Consider the following 12,415-nt stretch of genomic DNA (forward strand, 5'->3'; position numbering starts at 1 on the left):
GGACGGCCCACCAGCTGGGGCCGGCTGGCCGGGGGTCGGGTGGGCTGGCCGGGACGGCTGGGGCTGGGGGTCGCGGGGCGCTGGGGAGAGCCGGCCCGGACGGGGGGCTGGGAGGCGCGGTTCACCGGCACCGGGCCCGGCGGCTTGGGCGCGGCCATCGGTTTGGCCGGAGGCGCCACCGGTGCCGGGCGCGCGGGGGCGGCCACGACCGGTCGCGTCGGGGGAGCAGAACCAGCGCTGGCGGGTTTGCCCACGATCGTCTGGGGACGACCGGCGGGTTTGCCGGGCTCCACGGGGCGGGGTCGCGCCGGCGCCGGAGCTGCTGCCGCTCCGGGCCTGGGGCGCGCCGCCGCAGCCTCGGGCCGGGAGGGTGCTGGCGGCTGGGCCGCGGGTCGGGCCGCCACCGGCCGGCCGGCCGGCGGGGGGGCACTCGGCGCTGCGGCCGCCGGGGAGGAGGACCGCGGTGCGGCCACCGGCTCGGGAGCGGCCTTCTTGACCGCCAGGATCGCCTTGGCGGGGGGGGTGGGGGCCGGAGGCTCGGGACGTCTCGGGGCCTGGCCGCCGACGTTCACACCGATCAGCGTCCGGATGCGGGAGGCCTCGTCATCGCTGATCGAGCTGCTGTGGCTCTTGGCTGCAATGGAGAGCTTCTCGGCGGCATCGAGCACGTCCTTGTTGTCCAGGCCCAGGTCCTTGGACAGCTCGTAGATTCTCACTTTGCCGCTGCTGGTCATTCAGGAAGGTCTCCGTACGGTGGGGCCGAAAGGACCCCGGGGCCGCTCGCACGTGGCGACCATGGATCATCTTGCCTCAGAGGTTGCGGGCCCGAGCGCTCGAGACGTGCCTGAAGGCTGGTGAGGATGGCCTCGCTCACTGCGCAACGCAGTCCCCGCTGCAGGCGTCTGCGGCGCCGGGCCTCCTCCAGGCAGTCGGCCTCGGGGCAGAGATAGGCGGAGCGCCCCATGCCGTCATCGAGGCTGACGGTCCCGTCGGCCAGGCGCACCACCCGCCAGAGCAGGCTGCGGTCGCGCAGGCGACGACAGGACACGCAGCGGCGAAGCACGGGCCGCTGCGCCGGGGACGTCACCGGACCTCCTCCCCTTCCAGGACGGCTTCGGTGACGCCCTGCGGATCTTCGCCGATGTAGGACTCCTCCTCGTCCTCGGGGACGGGATAGAGCTCCCGCAGCCGGGCATCCTCCTCGGCGCGGGTGGCCTGTTCGGCCTCGAGACGGGCCTCGGCTTCAGCCTGGAGGGCCTCCTCCTCCTGGCGCTGGGCGATCAGGGCCGCCACGGTCTGATCCTCGGCCAGCTGGTCGTACTCCTGGGAATTCTTGATGTCGATCTTCCAGCCGGTCAGACGGGCTGCCAGGCGCACGTTCTGGCCTTCCCGACCGATGGCCAGGCTGAGCTGGTCGGGAGGCACGAGCACATGGGCATGGTGGCCTTCGGGATCCACCAGTCGCACCGTATCGACCCGGGCGGGACTGAGGGAGTTGGCCAGGTACTGGGCCGGGTCCGGCGACCAGCGGATCACGTCGATCTTCTCGCCGCGCAGCTCGTTCACCACCTGCTGGATGCGGGAGCCGCGGGCACCGATGCAGGCGCCCACCGGATCCACTTCCCGCTCGACGCTGTCGACGGCGACCTTGGTGCGCGGGCCGACGGCACGGGAGGGTGGGTTGGCCTCCCGGGCCACCGCGACGATGCGCACCGAACCCTCCTGGATCTCGGGCACCTCGTTCTCGAACAGGTACACCACCAGTCCCGCATTGGCCCGGGAGACGAACAGCTGGGGGCCGCGCCGGGGCACCTCGCTCACCTCCTTGAGAAAGACCTTGAAGGTGGCGTTGGCCCTGTAGTTGTCGTTGGGCAGCTGGTCGCGGCGGGGAAGCTCCGCCTCCACCTCCGGCCGGCCCAGGCCTGAACTGACGGCCATGATGATCGACTGGCGCTCGAAGCGGATCACCCGGGCGGTGAGCACGGGATCCTCCAGATCGGCGAACTCCTCCTGGATCATCCGGCGCTGCTGGTCGCGCAGCTTCTGGGCCAGCACCTGCTTGGTGGTGGCGGCGGCCATACGGCCGAAGTCATCCTTCTCCGGTGTCACGTCCAGCACCACCGTGTCGCCGATCTGGGCGTCCTCGGCCACCTGGCGAACCTCTTCCACAGCGATCTGGTGGTCGTCGCTCTCCACCTCCTCGACGATGATCTTGCTGGCCAGCACCCTGTAGCCCTCCTCATCGAGATCGAGGGCCACGTCGAAATTGCTGAAGTAGTCCTCTTCGAAGGGGTCCTCGCTGATGCCCAGGTAGAGGGTGCGGCGGTAGCGCTCGTAGCCCTTCAGCAGTGCTTCCCGCAGGGCGGCCTCCACCACCTGGGGGGCCAGCTTCTTCTCTTCGCTGATGTCCTCGATCAGGTTGTTGAGACCGGGGAGCAGAACCAGGGCCATGGACTCGGAGGCAGGGGGAAAGGAGAGGAAGGGAAGGAGGTTCCGGGGAGGATCAGGAATCGGACGGTGCTTCCGTCAGCCGCACCCGCAGCACCTCCCCACGGGGGAGGCGCAGGATGCGGCCCCTGGCGTTGAGCTGGACGACCTGCTCGTCCCGGCTGAGCAGGTGGCCCCGGTGGCTCGTTTCCGCGCCGTCGGCCCGCCGCAGCAGCACCTCGACGGGAAAGCCGCGGAAACTGGTGAACTCCCGATCGGAGAGGAGATCCTCACCGATGCCGGGGCTGCTCACCTCGAGCACGTAGGCCATGGTCAGCAGTCCGGAGGCTTCGAGGGCCTCGGCAAGCGGACCGCTCACGGCGGCGCACTCATCGAGATGGACGTCCGTGCCGTCGGCCCGCTGCACCCGCACGACGACCGTGAGGGGAATGCGGTGGGCCAGCACCTCCACCGAGCGCACCTCGAGATGCGCGGCCCGGGCGACTGGTCGTGCCAGTTGCTCCAGGTTGTCGGTCAGGGGATGGGGCAAGGAGGTGCGGCGTGGGGAGGGAACTCCCGCTGGCGGGATGGTCCGCCGTGCGCTGCAGTGATCCACTGCCCCCGCCTCAGGAACGTTCGCCGGTCAGGGGAACGGTGCTGGGGATGAAAGGGTGATGCCCGGCGGGCACGGCTTCACCCTAGAGGATTGGCCTCAGGGGGCATGGGAATCTCGAGCACCGGCGCCTCTGCGTAGTAGTCGTTTTCGGTGACCTCGCCCCGCAGGCTGAGGTCCTGGTTGAGGCACTGGCCGCACTGCTCGGGCGTGCGCAGGTACTGACAGACCCGGGCCCAGAGCTTGGCGCGGCTGCCGGGGGCTCCCTGGCTGAAATGAACCAGATCGTTGCCTCCGGGGCCCCCCTGGATCTCCACCTGGCAGAGGGTGCAGCGCTTCCGGCTGCCGGGAGGGATGGTCGCCATGGCCTCGGGGAGGACTGGGGGCAAAGTTAAGCCGATTCCGCGCCTCCGGTCGGGGCCGGGCCGGCCGGAGACCCGCTCCCATGCGAATTCTTCAACTGAGTGACCCCCATCTGCTCTCCGATCCGGCCGGGCGGTGTCGCGGCCGGCCGGCCCTGCCCCTGCTCCGCCATGGGCTGGGGCAGGGCCTGGACCAGCTGCAGGCCGCCGGGGAGGCGCCCGAGATGCTGCTGATCAGCGGTGATCTCTGCCAGGACGAGACCTGGGGAGGGTATGTCCGGCTGGGGGACCTGCTGGAGGAAGCCCTTGAGGGCCGATGTCTGCCGGTGGCCCTGCTGGCGGGTAACCACGACCATCCGGCCCTGCTGCGGGCCGCCCTGGGACGTCGAGCGGTGACCGCCCCGGCCGTGATCGACGCCGCTCCCTGGCGGCTGCTGCTGCTCGACAGCCATCGCAGCGGTGACGTCGCCGGCGAACTGGGCCCTGCCCAGCTGGCCTGGCTCGGGCGCCAGCTGGCCGCTGGGCCCACAGGCGCAGACACCGCCCTGCTGGTGGCGGTGCACCATCCCCCGGTGGCGATCGGTGACGCCGGCATGGATGCCATCGGCCTGCGCGACGGGGAGGCGCTCCTGGATCTGCTGCGGCCGGTGGCCGGCCTGCGGGGTCTGGTCTTCGGCCACGTCCACCAGCACTGGCAGGGGACCCTGCCGGGCCGCCCTGAGGTGTCCCTGCTGGGGTGTCCCTCCACCCTGTGCGGTTTCGGACCGGTGCAGCCCTGTCCCCTGGGGCGGGCGGATGACCCGGGCGGCCGCTGGCTCGACCTCGGGCGCGACGGCATGCTTCGGCAGCGGTTGCTGCGCTGGGGCCCCGTCGACGGCCCTAGCCTCCTGCCATGCAACGGTTCCTCTCCCTTTCTTCCCTGACCCGGCGTCTGCGGGAACTGCTGGCTCTGCTCCTGGTGCTTGTGATCGCCTGGGGGCCCCTGCCCGCCTCGGCCCTTGAGGGCGCCGATCCCCCCAGCCTCACCCCCCACAGCTTCGTGGCCGATGCGGCCCGGCGGGTGGGGCCGGCGGTGGTGCGGATCGACACCGAGCGCCAGGTGGCGCGGCAGTCCTTCGATCCGACCCTGATGGATCCTCTGCTGCGGGATCTGTTCGGCGACCCCTCCAGCAGCATGCGGGAAAGGGGCCAGGGTTCGGGGGTGGTGATCGACGGCCGCCAGGGCCTGGTCCTCACCAATGCCCACGTGGTCGACAAGGTGGACACGGTGACCGTGACCATGGCCGACGGCCGCCAGCTGGACGGGTCGGTGGTCGGCACCGATCCAGTCACCGACCTGGCGGTGGTGCGCATTCCCGGCAAGGGCGACCTGCGCGCCGCTCCCCTGGGGGATTCGGAGGCCCTCGAGGTGGGCGACTGGGCCATCGCCCTGGGCAGTCCCTACGGCCTGGAGCGCACCGTCACCCTGGGCATTGTCAGCAGCCTCCACCGCGACATCAACAGCCTCGGCTTCTCCGACAAGCGCCTTGACCTGATCCAGACCGATGCGGCCATCAACCCCGGCAATTCAGGGGGGCCCCTGATCAATGCCGCCGGTGAAGTGATCGGCATCAACACCCTGGTGCGCTCCGGCCCCGGGGCCGGGCTTGGCTTCGCCATCCCGATCAACCTGGCCAAGCGGGTGGCCGGACAGCTGGGCGAGGGCGGCACGGTGGTCCATCCCTACCTGGGCCTGCAGCTGGTGCCGCTCACAGCCCGGGTGGCCCGCGACAACAACCGCGATCCCGATGCCCTGCTGCAGCTCCCCGAGAGGGACGGGGCCCTGGTGCAGCGGGTCCTGCCCGAGAGCCCGGCGGAGGCCGCCGGCCTGCACCGCGGCGATCTGGTGGTGGCCATCGCCGACCAGCCCGTCAACACCCCTTCGGCCCTGCTGCAGCAGGTGGAGCAGGCCCAGGTGGGTCAGCCCCTGCCGCTGCGGGTGGTGCGGGGCCAGCGGGAGCTCCAGCTGTCGATCCGCCCGGCGGCTCTTCCCAAGGCCGGCTAGGGAAGACTCCCTTGCTACGGTCGGCTCCATCCCAGGCAGGCACACCGATGTCCGACCTCCAGGACCGGATGAAGGAGGCCGTGGCCACGGCGGCGGTGGAGCAGATGCGTGACGGGATGGTGGTGGGGCTGGGCTCCGGTTCGACCGCGGCCCTGATGATCCGGGCCCTGGGTCAGAAGCTGCGCCAGGGGGAGTTCACCGACATCGTCGGGGTCACCACCTCCTTCCAGGGGGAGGTGCTGGCCGCCGAGCTGGGCATCCCCCTGATGGCCCTGAATGCGGTCAAACGCATCGATCTGGCCATCGACGGCGCCGACGAGGTGGATCCCTCCTTCCAGCTGATCAAGGGGGGAGGCGCCTGCCATGTGCAGGAGAAGCTGGTGGCCTGCCGGGCCGACCGTTTTGTGGTGGTGGTGGACGCCACCAAGCTGGTGGAGCGTCTCAACCTGGATTTTCTGCTGCCGGTGGAGGTGCTGCCCGGTGCCTGGCGCCAGGTGAGCGATGAACTCACCGCCCTGGGCAGTCGGGTGGAGCTGCGCATGGCGGTGCGCAAGGCCGGGCCTGTCGTGACCGACCAGGGCAACCTGGTGCTGGATGCGGCCTTCGAGGGGGGCATCGGCGATCCCGCCACCCTGGAGGCGACGATCAACAACATCCCCGGGGTGCTGGAGAACGGCCTGTTCGTGAACCTGGCCGATCAGGTGCTTGTCGGGGAGATCGAGGCGGGAGAGCCCCGGGTGCGGAATCTGACCCGCCGCTGATCCCGCCCGCTCAGTCGGCGCCGGTGAGCCGCTGGCGCACCGATTCAGCGTGGCTGTGCAGTCCTTCGCTCTCGGCCAGGGTCACCACCGCCGGCCCGGTGGCCTCGAGGGCTTTCCGGTTGAACTGGATCAGGCTGGTGTGACGCAGGAACGTTTCCACGCACAGGGCGCCGGCGAAGCGGGCCGTGCCGGAGGTGGGCAGGGTGTGGTTGGGGCCGGCCAGATAGTCGCCCACCGCCTCCGGCGACCATGGGCCCAGGAAGATGGCCCCGGCATGGCGGATCCGCTCGGCCAGGGGCTCGGGCTGCTCCACCAGCAGCTCCAGGTGCTCGGGGGCGAAGCGGTCGCTGAGGGCCGCGGCTTCCTCCAGATCGGAGCAGACCACGATCAGGCCCCAGGTGTTGAGGGCCTGCAGGGTGATGGCGGCGCGGGGGTGGTGTTCCAGCTGGGCCTCGATGGCGGCCGGCAGGGCGACGGCCAGGGCCTCACTGGTGGTGATCAGGATCGCGGCGGCCAGGGGGTCGTGCTCCGCCTGGGCCATCAGGTCGGCGGCCACTTGGGCCGGCCGGGCGGTGTGGTCGGCGATCACCAGCACCTCGCTGGGGCCCGCCAGGGAATCGATGCCCACACTGCCGTAGACGGCCTTCTTGGCCAGGGTCACATAGAGGTTGCCCGGACCGGTGATCACGTCGACAGCCGGGATGGTGGCTGTGCCGTAGGCCAGGGCCCCGATCGCCTGGGCACCGCCCACCCGGTACACCTCCTCCACGCCGGCCCGGTGGGCGGCCGCCAGCACCGTGGCGTTCGGCTCGCCGCCGGGCCCGGGCGGGGTCACCATCACCAGCCGTTCGACACCGGCCACCCGGGCGGGTATGGCATTCATCAGCACCGTGCTGGGGTAGGAGGCCCGGCCGCCGGGCACGTAGATACCCGCCAGCTGCACGGGGCGCCAGCGGCGTCCGAGCCGCTCGCCATGGGGGCCTCTCACCGCCAGATCCGCCGGCCGCTGGCGGCGGTGGAAATCGAGGATCCGGTCGTGAGCCAGGTCGAGGGCCCGGCGCAGGGGGTCGGGGCAGTCCTGCCAGGCCTGGGCCAGCCGTCCTGGGGGCACCCGCAAAGGATCAGGTCGCAGGCCATCAAAGCGTTCGCTCAGCTCCATCAGGGCGGCATCGCCGCCGTGGCGCACCTGCTCCAGGATCGCGGCCACCCGCTGTTCCTCCTGATGCATCTGGGCGCCCTCGGTGCGGGCGGCGATCGCTTCGAGCCGTTTCCCTGCCTCATCCCGATCCCGGAGGCAGGCGATCCGCAGGCGCGGCCGTTCGCTGGCAGGAATGGGGCTGCCGGCGGTGCTGCTGCTGGCGGGGGTGGAAGCGACCACGGGACGGCGCCGGGGGCGGAGGACTGTTCCGAAACTAGGGCCTGGGACCGGCCAGGGCCTGGGGGGTAGGATCCCCGTTTGCCGAGTCAGCGCCCCTACGCCTGTGGCCAATAACAAGTCTTCGAAGAAACGCATCGAGATCGCCGAACGCAATCGCCTGCGCAACCGCACCTACAAATCGTCACTGCGCACGCTGATGAAGCGCTGTTTGACGGCCTGCAGCGCCTACGGCCAGCAGCCCGGCGATGAGGCCAGGGCCGCCGTCGAGGCGTCCATGAACGCCGCCTTCAGCAAGATCGACAAGGCCGTCAAGGTGGGTGTGGTGCACAGGAACACCGGCGCGAACCAGAAGTCGCGGCTGAGCGTGGCGGTGAAGCAGGTTCTCGAGCCCGCTCCCGGCGCCTGAGCGCAGCCCTCCACCGCATGAGCGCCACCCCCACCCTCGAGGCTGCGCCATCCCTGGTGGACAGCCACTGCCACATCGTGTTCCGCAACTTCGATGCGGATCTCGATGAGGTGTCCCTCCGCTGGCGGGAAGCGGGGGTGAAGGCTCTGGTGCATGCCTGCGTCGAACCGGCGGAGATCCCGGCGATCCGCGCCCTTGCCGACCGGTTTCCCGAACTGCGCTATGCCGTCGGCGTCCACCCCCTCGACACGGAGCACTGGCAAGCCGACACCGCCCATGTGCTGGAGGCCGCCGCCCGGGCCGACGGGCGGGTGGTGGCCATCGGCGAACTCGGTCTTGATCTGTTCCGCGCCACCAACCTCGACGAGCAGCTGGCGGTGCTGCGGCCCCAGCTGGACCTGGCGACGGCGCTGGATCTGCCGGTGATCATCCACTGCAGGGACGCGGCCGAACCGATGCTGGCCGAACTGCGCCAGCGTCAGCGGGATGGCCGCTGTCCCCGGGGCGTGATGCACTGCTGGGGGGGCACCCCCGAGGAGATGGAGAGTTTTCTCGCGCTGGGCCTCTACATCAGCTTCAGCGGCACGGTCACCTTCGCCAAGGCGGAGCCCACCCACGCCTGCGCTCGCCAGGTGCCGGCCGACCGCTACCTGGTGGAGACCGACTGCCCGTTCCTGGCGCCGGTGCCCCGCCGCGGCAAACGCAACGAGCCCGCCTACGTGGCGGCGGTGGCGGCCCGGGTGGCCGACCTGCGGGGGGAAACCCTGGGACAGGTTGCTTCCGCGACGACCGCCAACGCGGCACGTCTGTTCAGTCTGCCCCTCGAGGTTGTATGATGTCTTATTGGCCTGGAAGCGGAAGCGCTCTTTTTGTCCACGACGGCATCCATTGAGTCGGCAATTCCCGAGTCGGCAATCCAACAGCGAGCCATCTAGGCGCCTCCACCTGAGCGGTGGTTCCGTACCCCGGGACCACCGCTTCGGCTGAAGCGCCTGTTCGCATGGCCCCACCCGGCAGCGGAACACCGCCGCCGGAGCCCCCTTCCCCGTCCAGGCCCGCCCCACCACCACCGTTCCTGCAGGTCCACCGCATGAGCAGCGCGATCCAGGTCGCCAAGACCGTCACTTACCTTCCCGATCTCGTGGAGGTACAGAGGGCGAGCTTCAAATGGTTCCTGGAGAAGGGCCTGATCGAGGAGCTGGACAGCTTCTCTCCGATCACTGACTACACCGGCAAGCTCGAGCTGCATTTCATCGGCGATCAGTATCGCCTGAAACGCCCGCGCCACGACGTGGAGGAGGCCAAGCGTCGCGACGCCACCTTCGCCTCCCAGATGTATGTCACCTGTCGCCTGGTCAACAAGGAGACCGGTGAGATCAAGGAGCAGGAGGTGTTCATCGGGGAGCTTCCCCTGATGACCGAGCGCGGCACCTTCATCATCAACGGTGCCGAGCGGGTGATCGTCAACCAGATCGTCCGCAGCCCCGGTGTCTACTTCAAGGACGAACAGGACAAGAACGGCCGTAAGACCTTCAACGCCAGCCTGATCCCCAACCGGGGCGCCTGGCTGAAGTTCGAGACTGACAAGAACGATCTGCTGCACGTCCGTGTCGACAAGACCCGCAAGATCAACGCCCACGTGCTGATGCGGGCCATCGGCCTCTCCGACAACGACGTGCTCGACAAGCTGCGGCACCCGGAGTACTACCAGAAATCGATCGAGGCCTCCAACGACGAGGGCATCAGCTCCGAGGACCAGGCCCTGCTGGAGCTCTACAAGAAACTGCGGCCCGGCGAACCCCCCTCGGTGAGTGGCGGTCAGCAACTGCTGCACAGCCGATTCTTCGATCCCAAGCGCTACGACCTCGGCCGGGTGGGCCGCTACAAGATCAACAAGAAGCTGCGGCTCACCATTCCCGATGCGGTGCGCACCCTCACCGCCGAGGACGTGCTCTCCACGATCGACTACCTGATCAACCTGGAACTCGACGTGGGCGGCGCCAGCCTCGACGACATCGACCACCTGGGCAACCGCCGGGTGCGCTCCGTTGGCGAGCTGCTGCAGAACCAGGTGCGGGTGGGACTGAACCGCCTCGAGCGGATCATCAAGGAACGCATGACCGTGGGCGAGACCGAATCGCTCACCCCCGCCCAGCTGGTGAACCCCAAACCCCTGGTGGCAGCGGTGAAGGAGTTCTTCGGCTCCAGCCAGCTGAGCCAGTTCATGGATCAGACCAACCCCCTGGCCGAGCTGACCCACAAGCGCCGCATCAGCGCCCTCGGCCCCGGGGGCCTCACCCGGGAGCGGGCCGGCTTCGCCGTGCGCGACATTCACCCCTCCCACTACGGCCGGATCTGTCCGATCGAGACCCCGGAAGGCCCCAACGCCGGCCTGATCGGTTCGCTGGCCACCCATGCCCGCGTCAACGAGTACGGCTTCATCGAAACCCCCTTCTGGCGGGTGGAGGACGGCATCGTGATCAAGCAGGGCGACCCCCTCTATCTCTCGGCCGATCTGGAGGACGAATGCCGGGTGGCCCCCGGTGACGTTCCCACCGACGCCGACGGCCGGATCACCCTCGACCTGGTGCCGGTCCGCTACCGCCAGGACTTCGAGAAGGTGCCCCCCGAGCAGGTGGACTACGTCCAGCTGTCACCGGTGCAGGTGATCTCTGTGGCCACCTCCCTGATCCCCTTCCTCGAGCACGATGACGCCAACCGGGCCCTGATGGGTTCCAACATGCAGCGTCAGGCCGTGCCCCTGCTGCGGCCGGAGCGGCCCCTGGTGGGCACGGGCCTGGAAACCCAGGTCGCCCGCGACTCCGGCATGGTGCCGATCACGAAGGTGAACGGCACGGTCTCCTTCGTGGATGCCACCGCCATCGTGATCCGTGACGACCAGGGCCGCGATCACACCCACTTCCTGCAGAAGTACCAGCGCTCCAACCAGGACACCTGCCTCAACCAGCGCCCGATCGTGCGCCAGGGGGATGAGGTGATCGCCGGTCAGGTGCTGGCCAACGGTTCGGCCTGCGAGGGCGGTGAGATCGCCCTGGGCCAGAACGTTCTGATCGCCTACATGCCATGGGAGGGCTACAACTACGAGGATGCCATCCTCGTCAGTGATCGGCTGGTGCAGGACGACCTCTACACCTCGGTGCACATCGAGAAGTACGAGATCGAGGCCCGCCAGACCAAGCTCGGCCCCGAGGAGATCACCAGGGAGATCCCCAACGTCGCCGAGGAAAGCCTGGGCCACCTCGACGAGATGGGCATCATCCGCATCGGCGCCTACGTCGAATCGGGCGACATCCTGGTGGGCAAGGTGACCCCCAAGGGCGAATCCGACCAGCCTCCCGAGGAGAAGCTGCTGCGCGCCATCTTCGGTGAGAAGGCCCGCGACGTGCGCGACAACTCCCTGCGGGTGCCCAGCACCGAGCGGGGCCGGGTGGTGGATGTGCGCATCTACACCCGCGAGCAGGGCGACGAGCTGCCGCCGGGGGCGAACATGGTGGTGCGGGTCTACGTGGCCCAGCGCCGCAAGATCCAGGTGGGCGACAAGATGGCCGGCCGCCACGGCAACAAGGGCATCATCAGCCGCATCCTTCCCCGGGAGGACATGCCCTACCTGCCCGACGGCACCCCCATCGACATCGTGCTCAACCCCCTGGGGGTGCCGAGCCGCATGAATGTGGGCCAGGTGTTCGAGTGCCTGATGGGCTGGGCCTCCTCCCACCTCGACTGCCGCGTCAAGGTGGTGCCCTTCGATGAGATGTACGGCCCCGAGAAATCGAAGCAGACCGTGCAGGCCTATCTGGAGGAAGCCGCCAAGCTGCCCGGCAAGGACTGGGTCTACGACCCTACCAACCCCGGCAAGATCCAGCTGATCGATGGCCGCACCGGCGAACCGTTCGATCAGCCGGTCACGGTGGGCTACGCCCATATCCTCAAGCTGGTGCACCTGGTGGACGACAAGATCCACGCCCGCTCCACCGGTCCCTACTCCCTGGTGACCCAGCAGCCCCTGGGCGGCAAGGCCCAGCAGGGCGGCCAGCGCCTCGGCGAGATGGAGGTCTGGGCCCTGGAGGCCTACGGCGCCGCCTACACCCTGCAGGAACTGCTCACCGTCAAGTCCGACGACATGCAGGGCCGCAACGAGGCGCTCAACGCCATCGTCAAGGGCAAGCCGATTCCACGGCCGGGCACACCCGAGTCGTTCAAGGTGCTGATGCGCGAGCTCCAGTCCCTGGGCCTGGACATCGCCGTCTACACCGACGCCGGCGAGGAAGTCGACCTGATGCAGGACGTCAACCCCCGCCGCAGCACCCCCAGCCGGCCCACCTACGAATCCCTCGGTGTCGCGGATTACGACGACGACTGATCGCTTGATTCACCGGTTCTGAACTCTCCGCTTCTCTCGATCT

The 12,415-nt window shown here is 69.3% G+C and carries 12 protein-coding genes; 6 read left to right on the forward strand and 6 right to left on the reverse strand.

What is annotated here, in order from left to right; translation table 11 throughout:
• The 5 genes from KUG41_RS04020 to KUG41_RS04040 form a co-directional block, all read right to left on the reverse strand.
• On the reverse strand, positions 1-734 hold a 734-nt coding region (locus KUG41_RS04020; RefSeq protein WP_216901341.1), incomplete at its 3' end, for a translation initiation factor IF-2 N-terminal domain-containing protein.
• Complete coding sequence (locus KUG41_RS04025) at positions 731-1,087, reverse strand: YlxR family protein (protein ID WP_371734022.1); 357 nt, start codon at positions 1,085-1,087, stop codon at positions 731-733. The genes KUG41_RS04020 and KUG41_RS04025, both read right to left, overlap by 4 nt.
• Positions 1,084-2,451, reverse strand: coding sequence for a transcription termination factor NusA (gene nusA, locus KUG41_RS04030; protein ID WP_216901343.1), 1,368 nt, complete (start codon positions 2,449-2,451; stop codon positions 1,084-1,086). The genes KUG41_RS04025 and nusA overlap by 4 nt, the downstream gene beginning before the upstream one ends.
• A gap of 52 nt (positions 2,452-2,503) precedes the next feature.
• Positions 2,504-2,977, reverse strand: coding sequence for a ribosome assembly cofactor RimP (locus KUG41_RS04035; RefSeq protein WP_216901345.1), 474 nt, complete (start codon positions 2,975-2,977; stop codon positions 2,504-2,506).
• Positions 2,978-3,120: 143 nt separating this feature from the next.
• Positions 3,121-3,405: a hypothetical protein gene (locus KUG41_RS04040; RefSeq protein WP_216901347.1), complete on the reverse strand. Its 285-nt coding sequence runs from the start codon at positions 3,403-3,405 to the stop codon at positions 3,121-3,123.
• Between the two features lie 80 nt (positions 3,406-3,485).
• Here KUG41_RS04040 and KUG41_RS04045 point away from each other — a divergent pair, with 80 nt between their 5' ends.
• The 3 genes from KUG41_RS04045 to rpiA are packed head-to-tail and all read left to right on the forward strand — an operon-like array spanning position 3,486 to position 6,207.
• On the forward strand, positions 3,486-4,325 hold the full coding sequence (locus tag KUG41_RS04045) for a metallophosphoesterase (protein WP_216901349.1): 840 nt from the start codon (positions 3,486-3,488) through the stop codon (positions 4,323-4,325).
• Positions 4,295-5,446: a trypsin-like peptidase domain-containing protein gene (locus KUG41_RS04050; RefSeq protein WP_216901351.1), complete on the forward strand. Its 1,152-nt coding sequence runs from the start codon at positions 4,295-4,297 to the stop codon at positions 5,444-5,446. The genes KUG41_RS04045 and KUG41_RS04050 overlap by 31 nt, the downstream gene beginning before the upstream one ends.
• A 47-nt stretch (positions 5,447-5,493) precedes the next feature.
• Positions 5,494-6,207, forward strand: a complete 714-nt coding sequence (gene rpiA, locus KUG41_RS04055; RefSeq protein WP_216901353.1) for a ribose-5-phosphate isomerase RpiA — start codon at positions 5,494-5,496, stop codon at positions 6,205-6,207.
• 10 nt (positions 6,208-6,217) lie between these two features.
• On the opposite strand, the gene hisD is transcribed toward rpiA, so the two are convergent.
• The gene (gene hisD, locus KUG41_RS04060) at positions 6,218-7,516 is read right to left on the reverse strand and encodes a histidinol dehydrogenase (protein WP_254216822.1); all 1,299 of its coding nucleotides are present in this window, start codon (positions 7,514-7,516) and stop codon (positions 6,218-6,220) included.
• Between the two features lie 172 nt (positions 7,517-7,688).
• Between hisD and rpsT the strand changes: the two genes are divergently transcribed.
• The 3 genes from rpsT to rpoB all read left to right on the forward strand — a co-directional run bounded on the left by rpsT (position 7,689) and on the right by rpoB (position 12,372).
• A complete protein-coding gene (rpsT, locus tag KUG41_RS04065; protein WP_216901357.1) occupies positions 7,689-7,991 on the forward strand; it encodes a 30S ribosomal protein S20 in 303 nt (100 codons plus the stop codon).
• Positions 7,992-8,008: 17 nt separating this feature from the next.
• Positions 8,009-8,827, forward strand: coding sequence for a TatD family hydrolase (locus KUG41_RS04070; RefSeq protein WP_216901359.1), 819 nt, complete (start codon positions 8,009-8,011; stop codon positions 8,825-8,827).
• Positions 8,828-9,081: 254 nt separating this feature from the next.
• Positions 9,082-12,372, forward strand: coding sequence for a DNA-directed RNA polymerase subunit beta (rpoB, locus tag KUG41_RS04075; protein ID WP_216901392.1), 3,291 nt, complete (start codon positions 9,082-9,084; stop codon positions 12,370-12,372).
• Positions 12,373-12,415 lie beyond the last annotated feature (43 nt).

This window comes from Synechococcus sp. CCY 9618 (assembly GCF_019038415.1).
In the GTDB taxonomy this organism is placed as follows: Bacteria; Cyanobacteriota; Cyanobacteriia; order PCC-6307; family Cyanobiaceae; genus Cyanobium.